The organism is Nonomuraea sp. NPDC048916, from assembly GCF_040649575.1.
Lineage (GTDB): Bacteria > Actinomycetota > Actinomycetes > Streptosporangiales > Streptosporangiaceae > Nonomuraea.
Genome location: NZ_JBEZFS010000034.1, coordinates 54,858 through 81,549, shown reverse-complemented (window position 1 = coordinate 81,549; position 26,692 = coordinate 54,858). Strand labels below are relative to the sequence as shown.

Below are 26,692 nucleotides of genomic sequence, written 5' to 3'. Positions count from 1 at the left end.
TGCGAGCGTGTCAAGAAGCCGGCCAAGAACACCTTTCCAACCAAGAAGCGTGACACTGCGCAACCAGCCACCAAGGCCAGCTACAAGATCACAATCTTAAGAAAAGCGCTCTCACCAGCACAAATGCCTTAACTCACCGGCATTGCCGTGTTCTCTAAGATCACGATCTTGTCTAAAGGAACATGATCAAGCGAGAAACACGGGCGCGTGGATCAACATACAGGGTCACAGCTACTGGGACTGATCGGTCTGGAGGTCTTCGAGGTGGAGACCGATGAGAGTGGCGGGCGGCGGGTACACGTGCTGCCCGCGGGAGTCGGCGGCCGGATCTGCCCCGGCTGCCGGACCATGGCCGAACGCCCCGCGAGCAGTGGACGACATCGACGGCCACGCACGTCCCGATCGGCGCCGACGCGCTCACGCTCGTGGTGCACAAACGCCGCTGGTCTTGCGATGTGCCCTGGCGCGAGCACGCCTCGTTCACCGAGCAGGTTCCCCATCTGGGCCCGGGCAGGAGGATCAGCCGCGCGGCGCGGCGCCTGGCCGCCACCGCGATCGGCGATCAACTGCGGCCGGTGTCAGAGGTCGCCGCCACCATGAGGATGTCGTGGAGTTCGGCGCACGCGGCGTTCACCGAGGTGGCCGATGCGCCTCGCTACAGCTGATCAGGGAGAGAACAGCAATGGAAGTGACCAAGGAGTTGCTGGACAACGCCGCGTGGCGCAAGGCGAAGCGGTCCGGTGACAGCGGCGACTGCATCGAGGTGGCGCCTCTTCCCGGAGGTCATGTCGGAATCCGAGACACCGAGCATCCCGAGCAGGCCCCCTACGTTGTGCGTGAATCAGTGTGGAAGGCCTTCGTCGAGGGTGCCAAGAGCGGCGAGTTCGACTTCTAGCTTCGTCAACCCCCACACGCGCAGACCCCGACCACCCGATAGAACCAATTCAAGATCGAGTTACACCGTTTATGAAAGGCCCGGTGGCGTTCGGTCAACGTGAGGAGGTCGAAGATCTCGCGAGCGAGATCATCCCTGGTGTTCCGCTCGACCTGCTTGGCTGGAGGATGAAGGAAACCCCCGGCCGGAGACCCGGCCGGGGGTTCATGACGCGCGGAGATCAGCCGGTGAAGCCGACCTGCGTCCAGTCATAGGTCTTGTAGCCCCTGGCGCCGTAGTTGGCGAGCGTCTTCTTGCTCGCGGAGATCTCGGGCCGCTGGTACAGCGGGATGGTATGCACCATCTCCCAGATCATCTTGTCGGCGACGTTGGCCTTCTCGATGGCCTTGGCCGGGTCCATCTCGCCCACCGCGTCGTCGATGGCGGCGTCGAGAGCGGGGTCGCTGCCCTTCGGGAAGTTGCTCTCGGAGCCGGTCTTGTAGATCTGCGGCAGCGAGCCGATCGGCAGCGGCGTGCCGATCCAGGAGAACGGCACCAGATCGAAGTCGCCCTTGATGATGAAGTCGGTGAAGAACTTGTCATCGGGGACGGGGCGGATCGTGACCTTGATGCCCGCTTCCTTGAGCATGGCCTGGGTCAGCTCGCCCTCCGTCTTCGCGTAGGGCACGCCCGCCGGGACGACGAAGCTCAGCGCGAACTCCTTGCCGTCCTTCTTGCGGTACTCGCCCTCCTGCTTCCAGCCGGCCGCGTCGAGCAGCTGCTTGGCCTTCTCCAGGTTGTACTTGCCGAGGTCGCCGGAGTTGTCGACGTAGCCCTTGTGGTTGTTCATGAAGACGTGGTTGCCCAGGGTCTGGAGCGGCCAGTCCATGTCCTTCAGGTCTGACTCGGTGATCACGTCACGGTCGATCCCGTAGGCGATGGCCTGGCGGACCGACTTGTCCTTCAGGAACTCGGACTGGTTGTTGACGGTGACGTGCCGCCAGTTCGGGCTGAACGCCTTGCGGACGTCCACGTCGGGGACTTCCTTGGCCCGCTTGAGGTCGGCCGGGCTGCCCGGCGGGATCTCCACGGCGTCGAGTTCGCCGTTGGCGAAGGCGTTCACCTGCGCGGCGGGCGTCTCGATCGTCCGGAAGATGATCTTGTCGAGCTTGGGCTTCTTGCCCCACCAGTTGTCGTCGCGCACGACGGTGAGCGTCTTGGTGCCCTCGTCGATCTTCTCCACCTTGAAGGGCCCGGCGGTGACCGGGAGCTTCTGCAGGTAGTCCTTCTCGTACGCCTCCGGCTTTTCCATATGGGAGGCGGGGAAGAGGTGCGCAGTGCCGCGGTTGAACAGGCCCTGCCATTCGGGGTACGGCTTGGAGAACGTCACGATGGCGACCTTGTCCGAATCGCCCTTGGTGACCGACTCGATCCGGTCCCACCCGTCCGTGGAGGCCGGCTTGTACTTCTTGTCCGAGCCGCTGTTGATCTTCCAGGCGACCTCGAGGTCCTTCCACGTGATCGGCGTGCCGTCCGACCACACGGCCTTCTCGTTGAGCGTGTACGTGATGACCTGCTTGCCCGAGGACATGTCGTTCTTCACGTCGGTCGCGAAGTCAGGGTTCGGGGTGTAGGTGGCACCCTCGTCCGCCACCATCAGCTGAGGCATGATCACGTCGAGCATGTCCGCGGTGTCGGACTGGTTGCCGTCGACGTGGTTGGCGTTCCACTGCGAGGGCCACTGCCCGATCGCGAGGGTCAGCGTGCCCCCGTCCTTGACCTGCTCGTAGGCGACCGGGTTGATGCTGATGGCAGGGGTCTCCGCCATCTGCTGCTGTGCCTGCTGCGACTGCTCGGCACTGGGCTTCTTGGCGTCGCCGCCGCCACCACCGCAGGCTGCGACGGCCATGGCCAGGACAGCGAGTCCCGCCGTAGCCTGGTAACGAACCTTCACTTTTCCTCCTGGTCTTGCGAGGCCGGGATGACCTCGATCTGCTCCGCGTAGTGGCAGGCGGCACCGTGATCTACGGTGTTCGCGAGCCGGTCAACTGTGGGCTCCACGTCCACACAGCGCTGCCGCTCTGCCTCGGCGAGGCGGGCGAACTTGGGGCAACGGGTGCGGAACCGGCATCCCGATGGGGGGTCGGCCGGGCTGGGCAGGTCGCCTTCGAGCAGGATCCGCTTGCGGGTGCGTTCCATCTCGGGGTCGGGCAGCGGAATCGCCGACAGGAGCGCCTGCGTGTAGGGGTGCGCGGGGTGGTCGTAGACGTTCTCGACGGCGCCGATCTCGGCGATCCGGCCGAGGTACATGACCGCGACCCGGTCGGCGAGGTGCCTGACCACGGCCAGGTCGTGCGCCACGAACAGGTACGACAGCCCCAGGGTGTTCTTCAGCTCCTCCAGCAGGTTGACGACGCCGGCCTGGATGGAGACGTCGAGCGCGGAGACCGGCTCGTCGAGCACGAGGAGCTTCGGGTCCAGCGCGAGCGCCCGGGCGATGCCGATGCGCTGGCGCTGGCCGCCGGAGAAGTGCTGCGGGTAGCGCTGGGCGTACTCCGGTGCCAGCCCGACCAGCTCGAGCAGCTCGGCGACGCGCCCGGCCACGTTCGTGTGACCGTGGGCGCGCAGCGGCTCGGCGACGATGTCGCCGACCGGCATGCGCGGGTCGAGCGCCGCCATCGGGTCCTGGAAGACGATCTGCAGGTCGGCGCGGAGCGCCTTGCGCGCGGGCTTGTCCAGTTGGGCGCTGTCCTTGCCGAGCACGACGACGCGGCCGCTCTGCGGGGCCGCCAGCTGCATGATCTGCTGCAGCGTGGTCGTCTTGCCGCAGCCGGACTCGCCGACCAGGGCCAGCGTCTCACCCTCCGCGATGTCGAAGCTGATGCCGTCGACCGCGTGCACGGTGCCGACACGCCGCTTGAACACCGCGCCCTTCATGAGCGGGAAGTGCCTGACGAGGTCGGTGAGCTCCAGCACGGTCGCGCGCTGGTCCCGCGGCACGCGCACCACGTCGCTCGGCGGGATGGCCGGGACCGGGAACACGTCGGCGCCCGTCAGACCCTTGTACTCGATCTCACGCGAACGGAGGCAGGCCACCTGACGGCCGCCGCCGATCGCCACCAGCGGCGGCTCCTCCTCGTCGCACATGTCGATCTTCATCGGGCAGCGCGGCGCGAACGGGCAGCCCGGCGGCAGCGCCGCCGGGGAGGGCGGGGTGCCCTCGATGGGGACCAGCGGCCCCTCCTCGCCGTCGATCCGGGGGATCGACGCCAGCAACCCCATCGTGTACGGCATCCGCGGCCGGTAGTAGATGTCGTCCACGGGTCCCTGCTCGACCGGCTTGCCCGCGTACATGACGAGCACCCGGTCGGCCATGCCTGCGATGACTCCCAGGTCGTGGGTGATCATCACGATGCCGGCGCCCGTCTCCCGCTGCGCGGTCTTGAGCACCTCGAGCACCTGCGCCTGGATGGTCACGTCCAGCGCGGTGGTCGGCTCGTCGCAGATCAGCAGGTCGGGGTCGTTGGCGATGGCCATCGCGATCATCGCGCGCTGCCGCATGCCGCCGGAGAACTCGTGCGGGAAGGCCTTGGCCCGCACGTTCGGGTGCGGGATGCCGACCAGGTCGAGCAGTTCGACGGCGCGCTTGGCCGCCTTGTCCCTGGCCATCTTCTGATGGATGCGGACGGCCTCGGCGATCTGGTCGCCGATGGTGTAGACGGGGGTGAACGCCGACAGCGGGTCCTGGAAGATCATGCTGATCGACTTGCCGCGGACCCTGGTCAGTTCCCTCTCGTCGACTCCGACCAGCTCCTGGCCGTGCAACTGGACCGAACCGCTGACCACGGCGTTCTGCGGCAGCAGGCCCATGACGGCGAGCGAGGTCACGGACTTGCCCGAGCCCGACTCGCCGACGATGCCGAGCACCTCACCGCGGGAGACCTCGTAGCTCACCCCGCGCACGGCCTGGATGTCGCCGGGGAAGGTGACGGTGAGGTCGCGGACCTCCAAGATGCTCACGAGTTGCTCCCCGGGTCGAGTGCGTCACGCAGTCCGTCACCGATCAGGTTGATGCTGAGCACCAGGACCACCAGCAGGCCGGCGGGGAACGCGAACAGCCATGGGTAGCCGGTGGCGTTGCGGGCGCCCTCCGCGATCAGCGTGCCGAGCGAGACATCGGGCGGTTGGATGCCGAAGCCGAAGAACGAGAGCGCCGCCTCACCGATGACCGCGCCACTGACGTTGAGCGTCGCGTCGATGATCAGTAAGGAGGACAGGTTCGGCAGGATGTGGCGGAAGATGATCTTCCAGCGTGGGATGCCCATGTAGACCGCGGCCAGGACGTACTCCCGCTCGCGAAGCGAGAGCGTCATGCTGCGCACCACCCGGGAGGTGATCATCCAGGCGAACGCCGCGAGCAGCACCACGAACCAGAGCCAGGTGCCGCCTTTCAGCCTCGGCGAGATGATCGCGATGATCAGGAAGCTGGGGAGCACGAGCAGAAGGTCGACGCCCCACATGAGGAGCCTGTCGATCCGGCCGCCGAAGTAGCCGGCGAACGCGCCCACCAGCGCCGCGAGGCCGGTGGAGATGAGCGCCACCAGCAGCCCGATGATGATCGACTTCTGCATGCCGCGCAGCGTGACCGCGTACATGTCCTGGCCGATCGAGGTGGTGCCCCACCAGTGGTCGGCCGAGGGAGCGGCCAGGAAGGCCCGGAAGTCCTTGTCCGTCCACTCGTACGCGCCGACGAACGGGCCGACGTAGGCCAGCGCCACCAGCAGGATCAGGGCAATGCAGCCATAGCGGGCCTGCCTGTTGCGGAGCAGACGCCCGAGGACGACTTTGGAACGCACCTAGTTCACCCGCACTCGAGGATCGAGGGCCGCCACCAGCAGGTCCGACAGGAAGGCGGCGACCAGGACGCAAAGGGAGGCGAAGAAGCTCACCGCGGCGACGGCGTTGACGTCGTTCTGGTTGATCGAGTCGATCAACCAGGCGCCCATGCCGTGCCAGGCGAAGATCTTCTCGGTGAAGGTGGCGCCCGTGAGCATCGTCCCGAACGCGAAGGCGAAGTACGTGGCCGCGGGGATCAGCGCGGTGCGCAGCGCGTGCTTGAACAGCGCGGTCCTGCGCCGGAGCCCCTTGGCCATCGCCGTCCGGACGAAGTCCTGGTCCAGCACGTCGAGCATCATGTTGCGCTGGATGCGGCTGTAGAAGGCGATCGAGCCGAGGCTGAGCGAGATGGTCGGCAGGATCAGGTGGTTCAGCCGGTTGAGGAACTGGTCCCAGCCCGTCAGCTTGGGGTTGTACTCGCCCGTGTATTCGATCAGCGTGAACCCCAGCCCGCGGTTCAGGCTGTAGGTGGCGATCGCGAGCAGGGTGGCCAGCACGAACACCGGGACCGCCATGACCACGAAGGAGCCGACCCCGATCAGGCGGTCGCTGAGCCTGTACTGCCTGACGGCGGAGAAGGCGCCCAGTCCCACGCCAAGGACGAAGCCCACGAGGGTGCCGACGAACAGCAGCCGGAGGCTGACCCCGATCCGCCGGCCCATCTCGTCGTTGACCGAGCCGCCGTTCCAGGTCTTGCCGAAGTCTCCGGTGACGACGCCCGATGCCCAGGTCAGGTAGCGCTGGAACACGGGGGTCTTGTCGTTGAGGTTGTAGGCGTCGAGCGTCGCGTCGATGACGGCCTCGGCGACCGGGGGCTGACGCCCCTCGTACGCGCCGCGGGGGTTCATGGTGGTCGCGGCGAGCATGTACGCCAGGCTGGCCGCGATCGCGACCAAGACCACATTAATCGCCAACCTGCGTAGCAGGTACCTGCCCATCGCCCTCCGTTCACGCTGAACGGGGGCCCAGAGGCACGCCAGGCAGGAAGCCCCCCGCACAAAAAGCCATCTCACCCCAGCAAAAACACGTGGCGCGAGATGACTAGCAAGCGGGAGAATATCGGACAAAAAGGAGCGATCGACAGCAGCCAGTCGTAACAGTCAGGTAACCACACTTATCCAACTAGCCTCATATGCCCGATGACCTGCACGAATGCGACTATTCACCACCTCCAAAAAACGCCCGACGATCGGCTATGTCACGAAATTCATATATAAACCGTGACGAAACCCGGACATACATTGTCGATACCGATCCATCACCCTCTTGGTGAAAGGACGATCCGTACCCTTTCACCAAGAGGGCTCTCGGGTTAGGAACCCGCCCCTGCCTGGTCGGTTCAGGTGGTGGAGAAGGCCGCGTCGAAGGAGGTGGTGGGCGGGGTGATGGAGTTGAGCCGGCGGATGTAGCCGAGCGCCTCCTTGGCCCCGTCCAGCCGGTCCATGCCGGCGTCCTCCCACTCGATCGAGATCGGGCCGGTGTAGCCGATCGAGTTGAGCGCCCGGAAGCAGTCCTCCCACGGCACGTCGCCGCGGCCGGTGGACACGAAGTCCCAGCCGCGCCGCAGGTCGGCCCAGGGCAGGTGCGAGGAGAGGCGGCCGCGCCGGCCGTCGCCGACCCGCACGCGGGTGTCCTTGCAGTCGACGTGGTAGATCCGGTCGGCGAAGTCGAGGATGAACGCCACCGGGTCGAGGTCCTGCCAGACCATGTGCGACGGGTCCCAGTTGAGGCCGAAGGCCGGCCGGTGGCCGATCGCCTCCAGCGTGCGCTGCGTGGTGACGTAGTCGTAGGCGATCTCGCTCGGGTGGATCTCGTGCGCGAAGCGGACGCCCACCTCGTCGAAGACGTCGAGGATCGGGTTCCACCGGTCGGCGAAGTCCTGGTAGCCGGCCTCCACCATCGAGGCGGGCACCGGCGGGAACATGGCCACCGTGTGCCAGATCGACGAGCCGGTGAAGCCCACGACGGTGTCGACGCCCAGCAGCGCGGCGGCCCGCGCGGTGTTCTTCATGTCCTCGGCCGCGGCCCGGCGCACGGACTCGGGGTCACCGGTGCCCCAGACGCGCGCCGGGAGGATGGCCTTGTGACGCTCGTCGATGGGGTGGTCGCAGACGGCCTGGCCCACCAGGTGGTTGGAGATGGTCCACACCTTGAGGCCGTGCTTGTCGAGCTGGGCGTGCTTCTGCTCGACGTACGAGGGGTCGGCGACGGCCTGTGCCACGTCGAAGTGGTCGCCCGAGCAGGCGATCTCGAGACCGTCGTAGCCCCATTCGGCCGCCAGCCGGCACACCTCCTCGAACGGCAGGTCGGCCCACTGGCCGGTGAACAACGTGACCGGTCTCATGTCTCCTCCACGGCTGTGTAGCGGCTGGAGTCAGCCGCGCTCCGCTCGACCGCCGCCAGCACCCGCTGCACCCGCAGCCCGTCGGCGAACGACGGTGACGGGTCGGTGCCCTGGGCGATCGCTTCCAGGAAGTCCTTGATCTCGTGGGTGAAGGTGTGCTCGTAGCCGAGGCCGTGCCCCGGCGGCCACCAGGCGCCGACGTACGGGTGGTCGGGCTCGGTGACCAGGATCCGGGTGAAGCCGCCGCCTCCCTCGCTGACCCACAGCTCGTTCATCGCCTCGAAGTCGAAGGCGAGGCTGCCGAGCGAGCCGTTGATCTCGATGCGGAGCGCGTTCTTGCGCCCGGTGGCGAACCGGGTGGCCTCGAAGGAGGCCAGCGCGCCGCCGGAGAGCCGTCCGATGAACAGCGCGGCGTCGTCGACGGTGACGGGGCCCGTGGCCGAGCCGCCGCCGGAGCCGCTCAGCCCGGCCGAGGACTCCGGCAGCGGGCGTTCGTTGATGAACGTCTCGGTCAGGGCCGAGACGCCCACCACGTGCTGGCCGGTGACGAACTGGGCGGTGTCGATGATGTGCGCGCCGATGTCGCCGAGCGCGCCCGACCCCGCCTTGTCCTTCTGGAGCCGCCACACCAGCGGGAACCCGGGATCGACGATCCAGTCCTGGAGATACTGCGCGCGCACGTGCCGGATCTCGCCGAGCCGGCCCTCCTCGACCAGCCGGCGGGCCAGCGCGATCGCGGGCACCCGCCGGTAGTTGAACGCGACCATGTTCCGGCCCGGCGCCCCGGCCGCCGCCTCGACCATGGCCTCGGCCTCGGCGACGGTGTTGGCCAGCGGTTTCTCGCAGAGCACGTGCTTGCCGGCGCGCAGCGCCGCGATGGCGATCTCGGCGTGGGAGTCGCCGGGCGTGCAGATGTCGACGATCTGCACGTCGTCGCGCCGGACCAGCTCTCTCCAGTCGGTCTCGATGTCCGCCCAGCCGAGGCGGGCGGCGGCGGCCGCGGTGTGCTCCTTCGACCTGCCGGCCAGCACCGCCATCCGCGGTGCCAGCGGCAGGTCGAAGAAGGCCCCCACATTGCGCCAGGCCTGGGAGTGGACCCGGCCCATGAACGCGTAGCCCACCATTCCCACGCCGACGGTGGTTCTGTCTGACATGCAGCCCCCGATCAGGATTCGAAGCCGAGTGGCAGATACTTCTCTACGTTCTCCTTGGTGATGGTCTCGGACGCGAGCGTGATCGACTGCGGAACTTGGTTCTCCACGAGGTCACTCATGCCCTTCCCCTGGGCGATCAGACGGGCGAGTTTGATCGCCGAGGAGGCCATCGTGGGGCTGTAGGTGACCGTGGCCTCCAACACCGAACCACCCGACTGGATCTCCTTCATCGCGTTCAGCGAGCCCGCGCCGCCGACCATGACGAACTCGCTCCGGTTCGCCTCCTTGATCGCGGCGAGCACGCCGACGCCCTGGTCGTCGTCGTGGTTCCACAGCGCGTCGATCTTCTTGTGGGCCTGCAGCAGGCCGGCCGCCACCTGGTTGCCGGTCTCGACCGTGAACTTGGCGTCCTGCTTGGCGGTGACGCTGAAGCCGTACGTCTTGAGCGCGTCGGCGAAGCCCTTGCTGCGGTCCTGCGTCAGCGGCAGCGTGGCGATGCCCTGGATCTCCACGATGACCGGGTTGGAGACGCCCTTCTCCTTCAGCTTGGCGCCGATGTAGTGGCCGGCGGCCACGCCCATGCCGTAGTTGTCGCCGCCGATCCAGGTCCGGTAGGCCAGCTTGTCGGGGAAGATGCGGTCGAGGTTGATCACCGGGATCCCGGCCGCGGTGGCCTGCAGCGCGACCTGGTTGAGCTGCTGGCCATCGTTGGGCAGGATCACCAGCGCCGCCACCTTGGCCGCGATCAGCGACTCGACGGCGGAGATCTGCTGGTTGATGTCGTTCGTCGGCTCGACGGGCTTGAACTCGACGTCGGCGTACTGCTTCGCGGTGGCCTCGGCGTTCTTGGCGATGGCCGCGATCCAGCCGTGGTCGGCCGCCGGAGCGGAGAAGCCGATCACGACCTTGGTGCCGGGCTGGTCGTTGCCGCTCGCCGCCGGGGCGGGCGCCGCGGCGCTGGCCGGCGCGGCGGCCGGCTCGTTGCTGGTGCAGCCCGCGGCTAACAGGACGGCTCCGCCGACGAGGAAGCCTCTGCGCGCGACGTTCTCGGTCATGGTGCTCTCTCTTTCAGGTTCCGCCGCTGGAGAAGGACGGCGACGACGATGATCAGGCCCTTCGCGATCAGCTGGTCGCTGGTGTTGAGACCGTTGAGGATGAACAGGTTGGTGATGAGCGTGAAGATGAGCAGGCCGAGGATGGAGCCGATGATCGTGCCCCGGCCGCCGGTGAGCAGGGTGCCGCCGATGATGACGGCCGCGATGGCGTCGAGTTCGTACAGGTCGCCGTGGGTGGACGAGCCGGTCGTGGTGCGCGCCATGATGAGGATCGCGGCGATGCCGCAGCACAGGCCCGACAGCGCGTACAGAAGCATGGTGTGCCTGCGCACGTCGATGCCGGCGAGCCGGGCCGCCTCGGGGTTTCCGCCGACCGCGTAGGTGCGGCGGCCGAACGTCGTGCGGTTGAGCAGGATCCAGCCGAGCACCACGACCAGCGCGAAGACGTAGACGAGCAGCGGGATGCCGAGCACCCGGGTCGTCGACAGGTCCACGATGGCGGAGTTGCCGGTCTGGATGAGCTGGGTCTTGCGGTCGGACATCCGCTGGGCCAGGCCGCGCGCGGCGACGAGCATGGCCAGGGTGGCGATGAACGGCACCAGCCGCCCGTAGGCGATGAGCAGTCCGTTGACCAGGCCCGCGCCGGTGCCGACCAGGATCGCGCAGACCGCCATGACGAACGGCCCGAACTCCTGCGTGGCCAGGGTGGTCGCCCAGACCGAGGCGAGGGCCATGATGGCGCCCACCGACAGGTCGATGCCGCCTCCGATGATCACGAACGTCGCGCCGACCGTGATCACGCCGATCGTGGCGGCCAGCGACAGCATGCTGACCACGTTGGAAGTGGTGGCGAAGTTGTCCGGTTTGGTGACCAGGCCGACGATCACCAGCAGGCCGATCGCCACGAACAGCCCCAGGTGCCGCATCTCGCCTAACCGGCCCAGCGCACCGGACCTCAGCACGGCCGCGCGCCCTGGCGGCGCCTCGGCCGCGCCCGGCTCCCGGGCCTGCGCCGACGGCCTTCCGGGTTCGCTCATCAGGCGGCTCTCCCCTCCATGATCATGTCGAGTACGCGGTGCTCGTCGAGGTCTTCGGCGGCGCCCTCGTGGATGACGGTCCCCTCGCGCAGCACCAGGACGCGGTCGGCCAGGCCGAGCACCTCCGGCACCTCGCTGGAGACGAGCAGCACGCCGATGCCCTGCTCGGCAAGGCCGCGGATCACCGCGTAGAGCTCGGCCCGGGCGCCGACGTCCACACCCCGGGTCGGCTCGTCGAGCAGGAGCAGCTTGCGCCCGCCGAGCAGCCAGCGGGCCAGCACGGCCTTCTGCTGGTTGCCGCCGGACAGGGTCTTGATCGGCCGTTCGGGGTCGGGCGGCCGGATGTCGAGCGCCTCCACCAGCCGTCCGGCCTCGGCCCGCTCGCGGGCCCGGTCGACCCAGCCGAACCTGGCGAACTCCGGCAGGCTGCCCAGGGTGATGTTGGCAGTCACGCTCTGGTCGAGCAGCAACGCCTGGGCCTTGCGTTCCTCGGGGGCCAGGCCCATGCCGTGCCGCACCGCGCGGACCACGCCGCCGCGGCGTAACCGCTCTCCGGCCAGCACGACCCGCCCGGACGCGGCGCGCGCGCCGTACACCGCCTCCAGGATCTCCGAGCGGCCGGAGCCGACCAGCCCGGCCAGCCCGACGATCTCGCCCGCGCGCACCGAGAGGGAGACCCCGGCGAACGCGCCGGGCGAGGTCAGGTCCTCGACCCGGAGCACTTCGTCGCCGGGCTCGCGGGAGGCGCGGGGCGGGAAGACGTACTCGACGTTGCGGCCGGTCATCAGCGAGACGATCCGGGAGGTCGGCGTGTCGCGGGCGGGCAGGCCGACCGCGACCGTGCGGCCGTCCTTGAGCACCGTGACCCGGTCGCCGATCTCGCGGATCTCCTCCAGCCGGTGGGAGATGTAGACGACGGCCACGCCCTGCGCGGTGAGCTCGCGGATGATCCGGAAGAGGTTGGCGACCTCGTCGTGGGCGAGCGCGGCCGACGGCTCGTCCATGATGATCAGCCGGGCGTCGTGGGAGAGCGCGCGGGCCATCGAGACCACCTGCTTGGCCGCCGGTGACAGCCGCCCCACCTCGGTTCCGGGCCGGATCTCCGGATGGCCGAGCCGGGTCAGCACCTCGCGGGCGGCCCGGTTGCCGGCGGCGCGGTTCACGAAGCCGAGGCGGGCGTGCTCGTGGCCGAGGAAGATGTTCTCGGCCACGCTCAGCCCGTCGACCAGGTCCAGCTCCTGGTAGATGGTGGCGAAGCCGAGCCGGATGGCGTCGTTGGGGCTGCCGGGGCTCACCGGTGCGCCGTTGAACTCGATCGTGCCCTCGTCGGGCCGGTGGACCCCGGCCAGCACCTTGATGAGCGTGGACTTTCCGGCGCCGTTCTGGCCGAGCAGGCAGTGCACCTCGCCGGCCCGGACGTCGAGGTCCACCCCGTCCAGCGCGCGCACGCCGGGAAACTGCTTGACGATTCCCCTCATGACCAGCATCGGGGTCTCCCTGGTAGACGTTCTGAGCGTTCTAGGAGTTCTAGGAGTTCTAGGCGTTGACGATGCGGTTGATGTTGTCGGGTGACAGGTAGTGCTCGATCGCCAGGATCCCGGCGCCCAGCGCGGCGGCGTTGATGCCGGTGCGGCTCGGCACGATCGACAGGTGGTGGGTGGCCAGCGGCAGTGACCTGCGGTAGACGGTCTCCCTGACGCCCGCGAGCAGGTGCTCGTGGACCCGCGACAGGGCGCCGCCGATGACGATGACCTCGGGGTTGAAGAAGTTGACCAGGCCGGCGAGCACCTCGCCGATGAGCCGGCCGGCCTCCCTGACCAGCCGCAGCGCCTGCGTGCTGCCCGCCTGCACGAGCGCGACCACGTCGGCGCCCGTCTCGGCGGGCACGCCCAGCTCGGTGAGCCGCCGCGCGACGGCGGCCCCTCCGGCGACCGCCTCCAGGCAGGCGCTGTTGCCGCACCGGCAGCCCGCGTCCTCGTGCCCGGACACGCGGATGTGGCCGATGTCGCCCGCCGACCCCTGCGCGCCGCGGTGCAGCCTGCCCTCGGCCACGATGCCGCAGCCGATGCCGGTGCCGACCTTGACGAACAGCAGGTGGCGGGTCTCGGGGAACGCGTTGCGCTGCTCTCCGAGGGCCATCACGTTCACGTCGTTGTCGACGAGCACGGCGCAGTCCGCGAAGTGCTCGGGGATCGGGTAGTCGTTCCAGCCGGGCATGATCGGCGGGTTGTTCGGCCGGCCCGTGGCGAACTCGACCGGCCCCGGCACCCCCATGCCCAGCGCCCTGAGCGCCGTCCGGGGCCGGCCCGCCACGGTCAGCAGCCGGTCGAGCCGGTCGTCGACGTGGGCCAGGACCACCTCGGGCCCTTCGGCCACCAGCAGGGGGTCTTCGCACTCGGCCAGCACCTCGCCGGACATGTCCATCAGCGCGATGCGGCAGTGGGTGGCGCCCAGGTCGACGCCGCCGAACACGTGGTCCTCGGTGTGGAGGCGGAGGTGACGCGGCGGGCGGCCGCCGGTGGACTCGCCGCTCTCGGTCTCCTCGACGAGGCCGCGCTCGATCAGCGCGTCGACTCGCTGGGAGATCGTGGATCGGGCCAGGCCGGTGAGCCTGGCCAGGTCGGACCGGGTCGTCGCGGAGCCCGCGCTGATCAGCGTCAGGACATCACCGGGCGAGCCCGGAGTGGGGGTCATGCCGCGACAATAAGATCACCGATGCGGCAAATCAAGAGCGAGAACCATCCGAACTTGGCTGACTTCCGCCAATGATCGAACAAAGCCCGATTTTTCATGACCCGAACCGGACCTGAACCGGACGTGCCGCGGTCGCCGCTCGGCGACGAGCGGCCGCGCCACCTCTGGTCGTCGGCACGACGGTGGAGAGCCACCCTCCTGGGCGGGCCGTCCCCACCGCCGATGTGACCTGCCTAGAGCATCCTTAGAGCATCCTTAGAGCATCCTTAGAGCATCCTTAGAGCATCGCCTTCATCGAGTCGGCGGCCGTGAGCACGTACGGCTGCTCGGCCATGACCGCGTCCCAGTTGTCCGCCACCGTCTCCGGCGTGAGGTCGTCGGTCTTCCAGCCGGGCCCCTCGGCCACGAACACCCGCGCCACCCGGCCGCCGCCCACGCTGAACACCTCGCCGCTCACCTCGCACGAGTCGTGCACCAGGTAGGCGACCAGCGCGCTGACCCGCTCCGGCGTGAACGTGGCCTCGAACTCGGCGGGCAGCAGCGACTCGGTCATCCGGGTCCAGGCGATCGGCGCGATGGCGTTGGCCTTGATGCCGTTGCGGGCCCCCTCGATGCCGATCGTCTTGGTCAGGCCGACCAGGCCCATCTTGGCCGTGGAGTAGTTGGCCTGGCCGAAGTTGCCGAACAGGCCGGCCGGGCTGGAGGTGTTGACGACACGGCCGTAGCCGGCCTCCTTCATGTACGGGTAGGCGGCCTGGCTGACCAGGTAGGAGCCGCGTACGTGCACCGCGAGCACGTTGTCGAAGTCCTCGACCGTCATCTTGCCGAACGACCGGTCACGCAGGATGCCCGCGTTGTTGACGACGATGTCGATCCCGCCGAACGCGTCGACCGCGGCCTGGACGATCGCCCGGGCGCCCTCGGGGGTGGCGACGTTGTCGGTGTTGGCGACGGCCTGGCCGCCGTTCTTGGTGATGAGCTCGACCACGTCCGCGGCCGGGCCCGTGGAGGCGCCGGTGCCGTCGAGCGCGCCGCCCAGGTCGTTGACGACGACCTTCGCGCCCCGCTCGGCCAGCAGGAGCGCGTGTGACCTGCCGAGGCCGTGTCCCGCCCCCGTGACGATCGCGACTCTGTCATCGAACCGAAGCATCGAACCTCCAGCGCAAGAGAACATCGTTCTAGTACGAGCACAATAACCCGAACGACGGGAACCGTGACCGACCCTGGCCGGGGCTAACGGGAGGCGGTAAACCACAGCTCCGGCTCGCCGCCGGTGCGGCGTACCCGGCCCCGGGCCTCGAGCCAGACCAGGTGGGCCAGCGTCTCGTTGTTGGCCGAGCGGCGCATGAAGGGCGGGATCGTCTCCCAGGGCCGCGACCAGGTCAGCCGGGTGGCGATGTCCCAGCAGCTGATCCCGTCGGCCGCGCCGACCACGCTCTCGATCTCGGCCAGCCGCTCGTCGTGGTGGGTGATCACGTAGTCGACCCGCTGGGCCAGCTCCAGGAACCGGTACTCGTGCGCGGGCAGCACCTCGTCCACGTCCAGCTTGCCCACGGCGGCCAGCGAGTCGAGGTAGTCGGCCAGCGGGTTCGGCGTGGACTGCGGGTGCACGGCCACGATGGGCGTGATCCTGGCCAGCACGTGGTCGCCGGAGAACAGCACCTTGCGGGAGGGCGACACGAAGCAGAGGTGACCCGGCGAGTGCCCGGGCGTCCAGATGGCCCGCAGGTCCCAGCCGGGCAGCCCGAGCTCCTCGCCGTCCTCGACCAGCCGGTCGGGCTTGGCCATCGAGACCATGTGCCTGATCATCATCGACGCCCCCGCCAGCTCGTCCAGCGTCGAGGCGGGCACGCCGCACCGGTCGAGCAGCGCCCGCTCCTTGCGCACCAGCGAGTCGATGGCGCTGTCGTCGTAGCGCTCGTGCAGCAGGCCGGCGTCGGCGGGGTGCAGCGCGATCCAGGCGCCCGACCTCTCCCGGATGCGTCCGGCCAGCCCGTAGTGGTCGGGGTGGATGTGGGTGACCAGCACCCCCTTGACGTCGGTGATGGCGTAACCGGCGGTCCGGAGCCCGGCGACCAGGGCCGAGTAGGCCTCGTCGGTGTCCCACCCGGCGTCGATGATCGCCACCCCGTCGGCCAGCTCCAGCACGTACACCAGCACGTACCGCAACGGGTTGATCGGAATCGGCACCGGAACCGACCACAGCCCCGGTCGCACCCGCTCGACTTCCGGCATCGTGCCGCCGAGCCACGCCGCACGCTGCGCCTCGCTGGATGGGGTCACCACGAACTTCGCCATGCCCTTGATTGTGCCCTTGTTTCCCGAACTACGTTCTACTGGGGTCGCCACCCACCTCCCCGATCACCGTCCGGTGCCGAGCAGGGCCGGGGCGTCCTCGTGCGCGCCGAGGGCCGGCAGGCGGACGAACAGCAGCACGGAGACGAGCACCAGGACGGCGGCCAGGGACCAGGCCGCGGCCGTGCCCGCCTGGGTGGCGAGCGCGCCGAACGCCAGGTTGGACAGGCCCGCTCCGGCCTGGAGCGAGAGCGAGCCGGTCGAGGCGACCGTGTTGCGCTGGGCGGCGGTGACGGCCTTGTGGGTCATCTCCAGGCAGAGCATCCCGGCCCCCGAGAGCCCGGCGAACATGACCACATAGGCCAGCCCGGCGGTCGCGAACCCGGCCACGCCGTCCAGCCCGGCCGTGGCCGCGAGGCCGCCGATCGAGAGCGCGGTCAGCACGACGCCCGCCGCCGCCCCGCGCGCCGAGCCGCCGGCGACCCGGGCAGCCCACGGGCCGATCGCGCTGCCCGCCGCGCTCCCGGCGAACCCGAGCGCGGCCACGACGGCATAGGCGGTGCTGCCGAGCTCGTCCGTGCCCGCCAGGTCGGCCAGCCGGCCCGGAGTGAGCAACTCAACGGCGGCGAGCGCGACCCCGGAGGCCGCGGCGGCCAGCATCAGGCGGCGCAGCAACGCGCCGCGAGCTGCCATCCGCAGCCCCCCGGCCACGGTCCGCGGCACCTCACGCAGCACCGCGCCGAGCGACCGGCTGACGTGTGACGGCTCGGGCAACGCGAGCACCACCACGACCAGCAGCACGCTCGCGGCCACAGCGCCCACGAGGGGCGGCACGGCCAGCGGCGGGATCGGGCCGCCCGGCGGCACCAGCAGCGGCACGAAGCCGCCCGCCAGCACGCCCAGGCAGAGCGCCGCCGACTCCATGGCGCCACCCCGCGCCAGCCCCGGCTTGAGATCGGCGTCGCGGCCTTCGAGATCGTGCAGCGTGTCGACGTACCAGGAGGTGGCGGGCCCGCTGGACAGGGCCCGGGCGACCCCCTTCAGCACCCCCGTCACCAGGAACATCCACACGGTGGTGGACACCGCCATCATCACCAGCGCCGCCACGGTGAAGCCGGCCGACAGGGCGAGCACCATCCGCCGCCCGACGACGTCCGCCAGCCCGCCCGTCGGCAACTCCAGCCCGATCGTGACGGCCGAGAACGCCGTGGTGACCAGGCCCACCTGGGCGAGGCTCAGCCCCCGGCCGGTCATCAGCAGCACCATGACCGCCATCATCAGGCCCAGCGGTAACCAGGTCAGAAAGCTGACCACCATGTAACGCCGCAACGCGGACCGACCGGTCATCGACCGCCCCCTCCCCTACGGGCCGTACGCGAAGAACCACCCTCGGCCGCACCCGAAAGATCCCCAACCGGCGCACCCGGAAGATCACCACCGAGCATGCCCGGAAGATCACCACCGGGCGTGCCCGGGACGTCACCACCAGGCGTGCCCGGAAGATCACCACCGGGCGTGTCCGGGAGGTCACCGCGGGCCGCGTGGGGGAAGCCGCCGGTCCAGAGGTGGACCTGGGCGGCGCCCGGGTCGCCGGCGTAGCGCTCGGCGAGCTCGCGCACCAGGTCGTCGACCCGCTTCCCCAGCTCGCGCAGCCCCGCGGGCGGCAGCGACACGAGGTGGTCGCTGAGCCCGGCGACCTCGACCCAGTCCTCGGGCCAGCCGCCCTCGTCGTACTCCTCGACCGCGCGGGCGAGCGCCTCCACCTGGCGCAGGTGCATGATCCGGACGGCTTCGAGCCCCTCGGGCGTGGCCGACATCTGCAGGTTGTCCCAGGAGGTGTAGCGGTGGCGGGCGCGCCACCGGCGCTCCCGGCCGTCGCGCCGCTCCGGATCCTCCTCGATGAAGCCGTACTTGGCCAGCTCACGAAGGTGGTAGCTGGTGGAGCCGGAGCTCTCGCCGACGGTGCGCCCGAGCTCGCTGGCCGTCGCCGGGCCGCCGCCGCGCAGCAGGCCGAGCAGCCGCACCCGCAGCGGGTGGGCCACCACCTTGAGCACCCGCGGGTCACTGATCTTGTACGCCTCTTCCACACTCGAAGGGTAAACCGCAAAGACAATTTTGCAAAGTGAATTTTGCGGTAGGCGTTCTCGTAAAATCGACGACATGCTTGACGACATCTGGGTGGACGAGTCCGTCTTCGCGCTGCGTCCCGACTTCGCGGTGCTTCTCGTCACGGCCCGCGGCCTGCGCAACGGGCCCACCGACGACCGCACCCGCGCCTGGCTGGCCGACGCCTCGGCGCGGCCGGCGCAGCCGGAGAAGATCGAGGCGTGGCGTGACGCCTACCGCGCGTTCGGCGCCAAACCCTCCCGCACCCGCCCGTCGGTCGACGCGCTCACCCGCCGCCTGCCGCTGCCGGAGATCAACCAGGTCGTCGACGCCTACAACTCGATCAGCGTGAAGCACGCGCTGCCGATCGGCGGCGAAGACCTCGACCACTACGTCGGCCCGGCACGGCTGGTCAGGGCGGCGGGCGACGAGGAGTCCGAGGAGGCCCTCGGGCGGCCCGAGACCGGCGAGGTGATCTGGCGCGACGACGTCGGCGTCACCTGCCGCAGGTGGAACTGGCGCCAGGTGGTGCGCACCCGGCTCACCGAGGAGACCGTCAACGCGCTGTTCATCCTGGAGCGGCTGGAGCCCATGACGCTGGAGGAGCTGAAGACGGCCGGCGAGGAACTGGGCGACCTGCTGTCCGAACTGTCCCCCGAAGTGCGCATCGCTACCAGATTGCTGTCCGAAAGGAAATAAACCTCCGGTTGAGGTGTTGATACCAAAAGGTAATAATGACGGCACCACCCGGATCTACGAGGGAGGCGTGACCTCCTGAGACCCTCCTGAGAGGATCAGGCGTGGCGGCGCGGCCTCTCCTGCACGCGCCGGCTGCCAGGACGAGTAACCTTGGACAAGTTCTCTAACATCAACGCCGATCTGCGGAAGAGGGCGATTTCCGCCGTGTCGTCTGAGTCGTCGCGGACAAACCCGCTGGCAAGCTTTGGTCAGAACGAATGGCTTGTCGACGAGCTGTACCAGAAGTACCTCCAGGACCCCGAGTCTGTTGACAAGGCCTGGTGGAATTTCTTCGCTGACTACAACCCTGACTATGGACCGGGCCGGACCCCGGCCAGGGAGGCGGCAAACGGCACCACGACCGCGCCTCCTCCCTCGGCACCTCCGAAGGCGGCTCCGCCGCCCAAGGCGGCGGCCGCTCCGGCCCCCGTTGTGAAGCCGAAGCAGCCGGCCACGCCGGTGCCCAAGGGCGCCGAAGAGGTCAAGCTGCGCGGCGCCGCGGCCCGCACAGCCGCCAACATGGACGCCTCACTTGTCATCCCCAGCGCGACCAGCGTCCGCGCCATCCCTGCCAAGCTGCTCGTCGACAACCGCATCGTGATCAACAATCACCTCAAGCGGGGTCGCGGCGGCAAGGTCTCCTTCACGCACCTGATCGGCTACGCCGTGGTCAGGGCGCTGAGGTCGATGCCGGAGATGAACTACTCCTACACCGAGGTCGACGGCAAGCCGACCCTGGTCAAGCCCGAGCACATCGCCCTGGGCCTGGCCATCGACGTGCAGAAGAGCAACGGTGAGCGCCAGCTCCTCGTGCCGTCCATCAAGGCCGCCGAGAAGATGGACTTCCGGCAGTTCTGGATGGCGTACGAAGAGGTGGTCCGCAAGGCGCGGGCGGGCAAGCTCGGGGTCGACGACTTCGCCGGCACCACGATCTCGCTCACCAACCCCGGCACGATCGGCACCGTCCACTCCGTGCCCCGCCTGATGCCCGGCCAGGGCACGATCATCGGCGTCGGCGCGATGGAATACCCGGCCGAATACCAGGGCGCGTCCCCCGACACGCTCTCGCGGCTGGCCGTGTCCAAGGTCATGACGCTGACCAGCACCTACGACCACCGGATCATCCAGGGCGCCCAGTCGGGCGACTTCCTGCGCACGATCCACCGGCTGCTGCTCGGCGAGGACGGCTTCTACGACGAGATCTTCGAAGCCCTGCGGATCCCCTACGAGCCGGTCCGCTGGGTCCAGGACATCTCGTGGTCGCACGACGACGACGTGGCCAAGTCGGCGCGTGTCATAGAGCTGATCCACGCCTACCGCGTGCGCGGCCACCTCATGGCCGAGACCGACCCGCTCGAATACAAGCAGCGTAAGCACCCCGACCTCGACATCCAGTCGCACGGGCTGACGCTGTGGGATCTCGAGCGCGAGTTCGCCACGGGCGGTTTCGGCGGGCGCCCGCTGATGAAGCTCCGCGAGATCCTGGGCGTGCTGCGCGACTCCTACTGCCGCACGGTCGGCATCGAGTACATGCACATCCAAAACCCCGAGGAGCGGGCCTGGATCCAGGCCCGGGTGGAGAAGCCGCACACCTCCCCCGTCCGCGACGATCAGCTCAACATCCTCAGCCGCCTCAACACCGCCGAGGCGTTCGAGACGTTCCTGCAGACCAAGTTCGTCGGCCAGAAGCGCTTCTCGCTGGAGGGCGGCGAGTCGCTGATCCCGCTGCTCGACTCGGTGATCAGCGACGCCGCCGACGAGGACCTCGACGAGGTCGTCATCGGCATGGCCCACCGCGGCCGGCTCAACGTGCTGGCCAACATCGTGGGCAAGTCCTACGGGCAGATCTTCGGCGAGTTCGAGGGCAACATCGACCCGCGCACCGCGCACGGCTCCGGTGACGTGAAATACCACCTCGGCGCGTCGGGCACGTTCACCGCGCCCAGCGGCAAGACGATCACCGCGTCGGTGGTCGCCAACCCGTCCCACCTGGAGGCGGTCGACCCGGTGCTCGAAGGCGTCGTCCGCGCCAAGCAGGACCTGCTGGAGCGCGGCGAGGAGGGCTTCACGGTCCTGCCGGTCCTCGTCCACGGCGACGCGGCCTTCGCCGGCCAGGGCGTCGTGGCCGAGACGCTCAACCTGTCGCAGCTGCGCGGCTACCGCACCGGCGGCACCGTGCACGTGGTGGTCAACAACCAGGTCGGGTTCACGACGTCGCCGGCGTCGTCCCGTTCCTCGGTCTACGCCACCGACGTCGCGCGGATGATCCAGGCGCCGATCTTCCACGTCAACGGCGACGACCCCGAGGCCGTGGTGCGCGTGGGCGAGCTGGCCTACGAATACCGCCAGGCGTTCCGCAAGGACGTGGTGATCGACCTCATCTGCTACCGCCGCCGCGGTCACAACGAGGGCGACAACCCGGCCTTCACCCAGCCGCTGATGTACGACCTGATCGACGCCAAGCGCTCGACCCGCAAGCTCTACACCGAGGCGCTGATCGGCCGGGGCGACATCACGGTCGAGGAGGCCGAGCAGGCGCTGCGCGACTACCAGGCCAAGCTGGAGCAGGCGTTCACCGAGACCCGCGAGGCGACCAAGAAGCCGCTTGAGGCGGGCGCGATGCGCGTGCCACCGGCCGAGGTCGTCAAGTGGTCGCACGCCGACACCCCCACCGCGATCAGCGACGAGACGCTCAAGCGCATCGTCGACACCCAGCTCAACCTGCCTGAGGGCTTCACCCCGCACCCGCGCCTCGCGCCGGTGCTCCAGCGGCGTGGCCAGATGGTGGAGCACGGCACGATCGACTGGGCCATGGGTGAGACGCTGGCGTTCGGCTCGCTGCTCATCGACGGCCACCCGGTCCGCCTGGTCGGCCAGGACTCTCGGCGAGGCACGTTCACCCAGCGCCACGCGGTGCTGGTCGACCGGATGACCGGCGCGGAGCACACACCGCTCAAGACCTTCAACCACGGCACCACGAAGTTCTACGTCTACGACTCGCTGCTCAGCGAGTTCGCGGCGCTCGGCTTCGAGTACGGCTACAGCGTCGTGCGTCCCGATGCCCTGGTGGCCTGGGAGGCGCAGTTCGGCGACTTCGTCAACGGCGCCCAGACGATCATCGACGAGTTCATCTCGTCCGGTGAGCAGAAGTGGGGCCAGAAGTCGGGTGTCGTGCTGCTCCTGCCGCACGGCTACGAGGGTCAGGGGCCCGACCACTCCTCGGCCCGCATCGAGCGGTTCCTCCAGGTCTGCGCGCTCGACAACATGACGGTCGCGCAGCCCACCACCCCGGCCAACTACTTCCACCTGCTGCGCTGGCAGGTCGAGTCGGGCCGGCACAAGCCGATGGTGGTCTTCACGCCCAAGTCGCTGCTCCGTCACAAGCGGGCGACGTCGGAGGCGGCCGACTTCACCGCCGGCACCTTCCAGCCGGTCCTGAGCGACACCACGGTCGACCCGGCCAAGGTCACCAAGGTGGTGCTCTGCTCCGGCAAGGTCTACTACGACCTGCTGGCCGGGCGCGACCAGTCGGAGCGTGACGACGTGGCGATCGTCCGCCTGGAGCGGCTCTACCCGTTCCCGGCCGACGAGCTCACGGCCGAGCTGGCCCGCTACGGCTCGCAGGCCGAGCTGGTCTGGGCCCAGGACGAGCCGACCAACATGGGTCCGTGGCCCTACCTCACGCTCAAGCTGGCGGAGGACCCGCAGCTCCTCGGCGGTCGCTCGCTGAGGCGCGTCTCCCGGGCGGCCAACAGCTCGCCCGCGACGGGTTCGCACTCCGCTCACGACAACGAGCTCCAGGAGATCATCCACCAGCTGTTCGGCTGACCCATCAGGTAGGCCCCCGCCTTCGGGCGGGGGCCTGCTGCTAACCGCGTCCTGAAAAGGTCGACGCGCTGACTAGAGTCGGGCCTGGCCGTGCCGATGCCCGGGTCCCGGCAGGCGACCTCGTCCCACGGCCGCGGAACGAGTGAACAGGAGCGCCATGTACTTCACCGATCGGGGGATCGAGGAGCTCGCCGAGCGGCGCGGCGAGGAGGAGGTCAGCCTGCTCTGGCTGAGCGAGCGGCTGCGCGAGTTCGTCGATCTCAATCCTGAGTTCGAGACGCCGGTCGAGCGGCTGGCCACCTGGCTCGCCCGCCTCGACGACGAGGACGACTAGAGCGTTCCGAAGGTGGATCGCCCTGCGCGTCGCCCGCGTCATCACCCGGCCTGGCCGGCCTGGCTGAAGTCGCCGTACGTCGGCTTGCCCGCCGGCTGATAGACGTTGAGCACGCAGCCGCTGCTGGTCGTCTTCCGTCGTACTCCCATCTGTCGCCAGGTCTGTGCTGACCTCTGTACCAAGGGAGACAGGCTCCGCGCCCGAAACTCATCGCCCCATCACGCCCCCACCTGGCGAGTCGCCGAATGCCCGGTCGTGGTTCCGGCGCGGGAGGCGCGGATGGCATGCTGGGGGCCGGCGATCACAAGGAGCTCAGCGATGACCCATCCTCTCGGCACGCAGCCCGCGCGCCGGCACACCCCTCTCAGCGCGGAGGAGAAGGCCAGGGGCGAGGCCAACTTCTCCCCCTTCGTGGCCCAGCAGCTCGTCGCCAACGGACGGTTCAGGGTGAGCGCCGACACGCCGGAGATGGTGGAGCTGTTCCAGGGGGTCGCCCGCAGGGTGGGCGAGATACTTCAGCGGCCTGTGGTCAGCTATGCCAACGGCCGATACATCGTGATCACCTTCGCCCCGGAGGGGGCTCCCGCCCCACTGGCCGAGGCGACCGCTCGGCACAGGAGTGACGGCCGGGCGTCGTCCCTGTAGCAGCGCTCCCCCGAGCCGTGGTCGGCTTCCGAGGAGCCTGGTGAACGCGCTCCCTCCAGCTCCGCGTCCGAGGTGGGCGGACCGCCCATGGGTCCTGTCCGCCCCCTGTTGCGCTCTGCGTTGAACCAGCCTGCCAGTACAAAAACGGAGAAAAAGTCCACCAGCAAACGCGATACATCTTGAGTTCGCGACAAACGCGACATATCGTGTATGTGTAAGCGATGATTCGCCAGGAGGGCAGGGATCATGCAGCAGTGGACGATTGAGGGGCCCGAGCGGCTGACGTTCGGCCCGGTGACCTCGCTGGACGTGCGAATAGTCGCGGGGAAGCTGGCGGTGCTGGCCAGTGACGGCCCACCGACCCTCGAGGTGGCCGACCTGGAGTCGGCCTCTCCCCTGGTCGTCACCTACGACGAGGACACCAGGGAGCTGAGCGTCGCCTTCAAGGATCTCACCTGGGACGGCCTGCTCGGCTGGCTGCGCCGCGACCGGCGCAAGACCGTCGCGACGCTCACCATGCCCAAGCAGTGCGCCGTCAACGCCGGCGTGGTCTCCGCCTCCGCCGTCGTCGCCGGGTTCGAGAACAACACGCAGGTCAAAGGCGTCTCCGGAGAGATCGTCCTCGACGGGGTGAGCGGCAAGGTGAGCGCCCACACCGTCTCGGGCGACGTCGAGAGCCGCGCCATGGAGGGCGACCTGGCGTTCAACAGCGTCTCGGGCGATCTCACCGTCGCCGACGGCACGCCGCGCCGGCTGCGGGCGAACACCGTGTCCGGACGCATCACCACCGATCTCCGGCTCCGGCCGACCGGCCACGTGACCTTGACCACCGTCTCGGGTGACATCCTGGTCAGGCTGCCGGAGGACGTGGAGGCGGACGTGCGCATCAGGTCCACCTCCGGCCGGCTGGTCAGCACCTTCGAGAAACTGTCCAACGAGAGCGGTCCCGGCTCGAAGTCACTGTCGGGACGGCTGGGTGGCGGCATGGCCGCGTTGTCGGCGACCACGGTCTCCGGTGAGGTCGCGCTGCTCAAGGGGGAGAACGCATGAGTCCTGTGTTCGGTCACGGCCGCCTCAGGCTGTACCTGTTGAAGTTGCTGGAGGAGAGCCCGCGCCACGGATACGAGGTCATCCGGCTGCTGCAGGACCGCTTCCTCGGCGTCTACTCGCCCTCCCCCGGCACCATCTACCCGCGCCTGGCCCGCCTGGAGGAGGAGGGCCTGGTCACGCACGAGGTGATCGACGGCAAGAAGGTGTTCTCGATCACCGACAAGGGCCGCGGCGAGCTCAACGCGCGTCTCGACGAGCTCGACGAGCTGGAGCAGGAGATCTCCGCCTCGGTGCGCGACATCGCCCGCGAGGTCAAGGAGGACGTACGCGACACGGTCAAGTCGCTTCGCGAGGAGCTGACCAAGATGGCGAAGGACGTACGCGTCGGCGCCAAGGACGACGGCCAGCGGCTGCGCGACCAGCAGAAGGCGCACTTCAAGCGGCTCAAGGACGAGCAGAAGCGGCAGTGGACAGAGCACGCCTCGCAGTGGCAGGGCGAGGGCGAGCGGCTCACCGCCGAGTGGCGCCGGATCTGGACCGAGGTCTGGGCCACGCTCGGGGGCGCGCCGCCCAACCGTGCCGCGCTCGACGCCGAGCTGGGCGGCCTGCTGGCCGACTTCGTGGCCAAGGTCCGCGAGGAGGCGTCGGACACCCAGCTCACCCGCGAGACCGTCGACGAGCTCCGCACGGTGCTCGACGAGGCCTCCGGCCGCATCCGCGACGTCCTCCGCTGACCGCGCCGCGCCGCTCCGGGACGCGCCGGCTGCCCCGGATCAGGCTGAGCGGAGTGCCTGTTCCGGGCCCTGGAGGCTGCGGGCGGCGCGGCGGGCGTGGTAGGCGATCGGCATGTATCTGAGGCGCTCCGGCAGCCGCGGCGTGAGCGCCGCCACCGCCCGCCCGACCTGCCGCAGCCGTCGTTCGTCCCGCGCCGACCAGGGCACCCCTAGCTTCTCCCGTACGGCCGGCGGCAGCGTACCGACGGTCACGAAGTGGTTGAACTCGCCCGACCCGGCGCCCACCGGCGTCCAGATCCGGCGCAGCGCCCTGGGCAGCCCAGGCGGCGCGGGCGTCCCCCGCATGACGGCGAGCACCTCCAGCGCGGTCGGGTGAGGTTCGAGCCGGTCGGCCACCATCGCGGCGAAGTACGGCCAGAACGTCTCAAGGCCCTCGGGCATCTCCCGCTCGGGCACCCGCAGGATCGCGCCCAGCCGCCGCGCCTCTTCGTAGAGCGTCCGTTCCTGCTCCGGCGTGTACGGCGTGCCGAAGTAGCGGTTGAGCGTGACGAAGCGCTCGAACAGCGACAGGTGCACCCAGGCCCAGGCAGCACCGTTGAGCGCGTGATAGGACCTGCCCTGCTCGTCCACGCCGCTGATCGGCTTGTGCAGCTCGCGTAGCCGCGCTCCCTCGGCCTGCCCGGCCGCCCCGCCGTACACCCATTTCTGGACCGAGGCGAGCGTGCGGTTGAGCCGTCCCCACGGGTCCTGCTTGTAGGTGGAGTGCTCGGCGACGGCCGCGCCGACGGCGGGGTGCATGGTCTGGATGACCAGCGCGCTCCCGGCCACCAGCAGGTTGCGGTATTCCCCTGCGGACTCCCAGTGCATCGAGCCTGGGCCGAACGGTTCAACGTCCATGACGACGCCTC

Annotated in this window: 23 protein-coding genes; 8 read left to right on the top strand and 15 right to left on the bottom strand. The window is 69.2% G+C overall.

Annotated features, from left to right (window positions below; translation table 11 throughout):
- Positions 1 to 455 precede the first annotated feature (455 nt).
- Positions 456 to 665, top strand: a complete 210-nt coding sequence (locus AB0C16_RS30360) for a helix-turn-helix domain-containing protein (protein ID WP_357687756.1) — start codon at positions 456 to 458, stop codon at positions 663 to 665.
- Between the two features lie 17 nt (positions 666 to 682).
- Positions 683 to 895: a DUF397 domain-containing protein gene (locus tag AB0C16_RS30355; protein ID WP_357687754.1), complete on the top strand. Its 213-nt coding sequence runs from the start codon at positions 683 to 685 to the stop codon at positions 893 to 895.
- 220 nt (positions 896 to 1,115) lie between these two features.
- On the opposite strand, the gene AB0C16_RS30350 is transcribed toward AB0C16_RS30355, so the two are convergent.
- The 14 genes from AB0C16_RS30350 to AB0C16_RS30285 all read right to left on the bottom strand — a co-directional run bounded on the left by AB0C16_RS30350 (position 1,116) and on the right by AB0C16_RS30285 (position 18,436).
- Entirely contained in the window at positions 1,116 to 2,828 is a 1,713-nt protein-coding gene (locus AB0C16_RS30350) for an ABC transporter family substrate-binding protein (protein WP_357687753.1), read from the bottom strand.
- On the bottom strand, positions 2,825 to 4,894 hold the full coding sequence (locus tag AB0C16_RS30345) for an ABC transporter ATP-binding protein (RefSeq protein WP_357687751.1): 2,070 nt from the start codon (positions 4,892 to 4,894) through the stop codon (positions 2,825 to 2,827). The genes AB0C16_RS30350 and AB0C16_RS30345 overlap by 4 nt, the downstream gene beginning before the upstream one ends.
- Entirely contained in the window at positions 4,891 to 5,730 is an 840-nt protein-coding gene (locus AB0C16_RS30340) for an ABC transporter permease (RefSeq protein ID WP_357687749.1), read from the bottom strand. The genes AB0C16_RS30345 and AB0C16_RS30340 overlap by 4 nt, the downstream gene beginning before the upstream one ends.
- Positions 5,731 to 6,708, bottom strand: coding sequence for an ABC transporter permease (locus tag AB0C16_RS30335; RefSeq protein WP_357687747.1), 978 nt, complete (start codon positions 6,706 to 6,708; stop codon positions 5,731 to 5,733).
- A 401-nt stretch (positions 6,709 to 7,109) separates the two neighbouring features.
- Positions 7,110 to 8,114: a sugar phosphate isomerase/epimerase family protein gene (locus tag AB0C16_RS30330; RefSeq protein WP_357687745.1), complete on the bottom strand. Its 1,005-nt coding sequence runs from the start codon at positions 8,112 to 8,114 to the stop codon at positions 7,110 to 7,112.
- Positions 8,111 to 9,268 (bottom strand): Gfo/Idh/MocA family oxidoreductase, encoded by a 1,158-nt coding sequence (locus AB0C16_RS30325; RefSeq protein ID WP_357687743.1) that lies wholly within the window; start codon positions 9,266 to 9,268, stop codon positions 8,111 to 8,113. The genes AB0C16_RS30330 and AB0C16_RS30325 overlap by 4 nt, the downstream gene beginning before the upstream one ends.
- An 11-nt stretch (positions 9,269 to 9,279) precedes the next feature.
- The gene (locus tag AB0C16_RS30320) at positions 9,280 to 10,323 is read right to left on the bottom strand and encodes an ABC transporter substrate-binding protein (RefSeq protein ID WP_357687741.1); all 1,044 of its coding nucleotides are present in this window, start codon (positions 10,321 to 10,323) and stop codon (positions 9,280 to 9,282) included.
- Positions 10,320 to 11,360, bottom strand: a complete 1,041-nt coding sequence (locus AB0C16_RS30315) for an ABC transporter permease (RefSeq protein WP_357687739.1) — start codon at positions 11,358 to 11,360, stop codon at positions 10,320 to 10,322. The genes AB0C16_RS30320 and AB0C16_RS30315 overlap by 4 nt, the downstream gene beginning before the upstream one ends.
- Complete coding sequence (locus tag AB0C16_RS30310) at positions 11,360 to 12,847, bottom strand: sugar ABC transporter ATP-binding protein (RefSeq protein ID WP_357687737.1); 1,488 nt, start codon at positions 12,845 to 12,847, stop codon at positions 11,360 to 11,362. Before AB0C16_RS30310 ends, AB0C16_RS30315 begins: the two co-directional genes overlap by 1 nt.
- Positions 12,848 to 12,896: 49 nt before the next feature.
- Entirely contained in the window at positions 12,897 to 14,054 is a 1,158-nt protein-coding gene (locus AB0C16_RS30305; RefSeq protein ID WP_357687735.1) for an ROK family transcriptional regulator, read from the bottom strand.
- A gap of 277 nt (positions 14,055 to 14,331) precedes the next feature.
- Positions 14,332 to 15,204: an SDR family oxidoreductase gene (locus AB0C16_RS30300; protein ID WP_357687733.1), complete on the bottom strand. Its 873-nt coding sequence runs from the start codon at positions 15,202 to 15,204 to the stop codon at positions 14,332 to 14,334.
- 83 nt (positions 15,205 to 15,287) lie between these two features.
- Complete coding sequence (locus AB0C16_RS30295; protein WP_357687731.1) at positions 15,288 to 16,352, bottom strand: MBL fold metallo-hydrolase; 1,065 nt, start codon at positions 16,350 to 16,352, stop codon at positions 15,288 to 15,290.
- 63 nt (positions 16,353 to 16,415) lie between these two features.
- Entirely contained in the window at positions 16,416 to 17,696 is a 1,281-nt protein-coding gene (locus tag AB0C16_RS30290; RefSeq protein ID WP_357687730.1) for an MFS transporter, read from the bottom strand.
- Positions 17,693 to 18,436 (bottom strand): helix-turn-helix domain-containing protein, encoded by a 744-nt coding sequence (locus AB0C16_RS30285; RefSeq protein ID WP_357687728.1) that lies wholly within the window; start codon positions 18,434 to 18,436, stop codon positions 17,693 to 17,695. Before AB0C16_RS30285 ends, AB0C16_RS30290 begins: the two co-directional genes overlap by 4 nt.
- Before the next feature lie 73 nt (positions 18,437 to 18,509).
- Here AB0C16_RS30285 and AB0C16_RS30280 point away from each other — a divergent pair, with 73 nt between their 5' ends.
- The 6 genes from AB0C16_RS30280 to AB0C16_RS30255 all read left to right on the top strand — a co-directional run bounded on the left by AB0C16_RS30280 (position 18,510) and on the right by AB0C16_RS30255 (position 25,784).
- Positions 18,510 to 19,154 (top strand): phenylalanine--tRNA ligase beta subunit-related protein, encoded by a 645-nt coding sequence (locus AB0C16_RS30280; RefSeq protein WP_357687726.1) that lies wholly within the window; start codon positions 18,510 to 18,512, stop codon positions 19,152 to 19,154.
- 204 nt (positions 19,155 to 19,358) lie between these two features.
- Complete coding sequence (locus AB0C16_RS30275) at positions 19,359 to 23,021, top strand: multifunctional oxoglutarate decarboxylase/oxoglutarate dehydrogenase thiamine pyrophosphate-binding subunit/dihydrolipoyllysine-residue succinyltransferase subunit (protein WP_357687762.1); 3,663 nt, start codon at positions 19,359 to 19,361, stop codon at positions 23,019 to 23,021.
- A gap of 157 nt (positions 23,022 to 23,178) precedes the next feature.
- On the top strand, positions 23,179 to 23,355 hold the full coding sequence (locus AB0C16_RS30270) for a DUF6104 family protein (protein WP_357687724.1): 177 nt from the start codon (positions 23,179 to 23,181) through the stop codon (positions 23,353 to 23,355).
- 318 nt (positions 23,356 to 23,673) lie between these two features.
- The gene (locus AB0C16_RS30265) at positions 23,674 to 24,000 is read left to right on the top strand and encodes a hypothetical protein (protein WP_357687723.1); all 327 of its coding nucleotides are present in this window, start codon (positions 23,674 to 23,676) and stop codon (positions 23,998 to 24,000) included.
- Positions 24,001 to 24,246: 246 nt separating this feature from the next.
- Positions 24,247 to 25,050, top strand: a complete 804-nt coding sequence (locus AB0C16_RS30260) for a DUF4097 family beta strand repeat-containing protein (protein ID WP_357687721.1) — start codon at positions 24,247 to 24,249, stop codon at positions 25,048 to 25,050.
- Complete coding sequence (locus AB0C16_RS30255; RefSeq protein WP_357687720.1) at positions 25,047 to 25,784, top strand: PadR family transcriptional regulator; 738 nt, start codon at positions 25,047 to 25,049, stop codon at positions 25,782 to 25,784. Before AB0C16_RS30260 ends, AB0C16_RS30255 begins: the two co-directional genes overlap by 4 nt.
- A gap of 39 nt (positions 25,785 to 25,823) precedes the next feature.
- On the opposite strand, the gene AB0C16_RS30250 is transcribed toward AB0C16_RS30255, so the two are convergent.
- Positions 25,824 to 26,681 carry an oxygenase MpaB family protein gene (locus tag AB0C16_RS30250; protein WP_357687718.1) on the bottom strand — a complete coding sequence of 286 codons (858 nt, stop codon included), beginning with the start codon at positions 26,679 to 26,681 and terminating at the stop codon, positions 25,824 to 25,826.
- Positions 26,682 to 26,692 lie beyond the last annotated feature (11 nt).

Bases quoted from the DNA above. Each gene is read 5' to 3' on its own strand.
- AB0C16_RS30300 (WP_357687733.1), bottom strand. From the start codon at position 15,204: ATGCTTCGGTTCGATGACAGAGTCGCGATCGTCACGGGGGCGGGACAC.
- AB0C16_RS30290 (WP_357687730.1), bottom strand. From the start codon at position 17,696: ATGACCGGTCGGTCCGCGTTGCGGCGTTACATGGTGGTCAGCTTTCTG.
- AB0C16_RS30295 (WP_357687731.1), bottom strand. From the start codon at position 16,352: ATGGCGAAGTTCGTGGTGACCCCATCCAGCGAGGCGCAGCGTGCGGCG.
- AB0C16_RS30305 (WP_357687735.1), bottom strand. From the start codon at position 14,054: ATGACCCCCACTCCGGGCTCGCCCGGTGATGTCCTGACGCTGATCAGC.
- AB0C16_RS30265 (WP_357687723.1), top strand. From the start codon at position 23,674: ATGACCCATCCTCTCGGCACGCAGCCCGCGCGCCGGCACACCCCTCTC.
- AB0C16_RS30310 (WP_357687737.1), bottom strand. From the start codon at position 12,847: ATGCTGGTCATGAGGGGAATCGTCAAGCAGTTTCCCGGCGTGCGCGCG.
- AB0C16_RS30255 (WP_357687720.1), top strand. From the start codon at position 25,047: ATGAGTCCTGTGTTCGGTCACGGCCGCCTCAGGCTGTACCTGTTGAAG.
- AB0C16_RS30320 (WP_357687741.1), bottom strand. From the start codon at position 10,323: ATGACCGAGAACGTCGCGCGCAGAGGCTTCCTCGTCGGCGGAGCCGTC.
- AB0C16_RS30355 (WP_357687754.1), top strand. From the start codon at position 683: ATGGAAGTGACCAAGGAGTTGCTGGACAACGCCGCGTGGCGCAAGGCG.
- AB0C16_RS30315 (WP_357687739.1), bottom strand. From the start codon at position 11,360: ATGAGCGAACCCGGAAGGCCGTCGGCGCAGGCCCGGGAGCCGGGCGCG.
- AB0C16_RS30335 (WP_357687747.1), bottom strand. From the start codon at position 6,708: ATGGGCAGGTACCTGCTACGCAGGTTGGCGATTAATGTGGTCTTGGTC.
- AB0C16_RS30260 (WP_357687721.1), top strand. From the start codon at position 24,247: ATGCAGCAGTGGACGATTGAGGGGCCCGAGCGGCTGACGTTCGGCCCG.
- AB0C16_RS30270 (WP_357687724.1), top strand. From the start codon at position 23,179: ATGTACTTCACCGATCGGGGGATCGAGGAGCTCGCCGAGCGGCGCGGC.
- AB0C16_RS30330 (WP_357687745.1), bottom strand. From the start codon at position 8,114: ATGAGACCGGTCACGTTGTTCACCGGCCAGTGGGCCGACCTGCCGTTC.
- AB0C16_RS30280 (WP_357687726.1), top strand. From the start codon at position 18,510: ATGCTTGACGACATCTGGGTGGACGAGTCCGTCTTCGCGCTGCGTCCC.
- AB0C16_RS30325 (WP_357687743.1), bottom strand. From the start codon at position 9,268: ATGTCAGACAGAACCACCGTCGGCGTGGGAATGGTGGGCTACGCGTTC.
- AB0C16_RS30250 (WP_357687718.1), bottom strand. From the start codon at position 26,681: ATGGACGTTGAACCGTTCGGCCCAGGCTCGATGCACTGGGAGTCCGCA.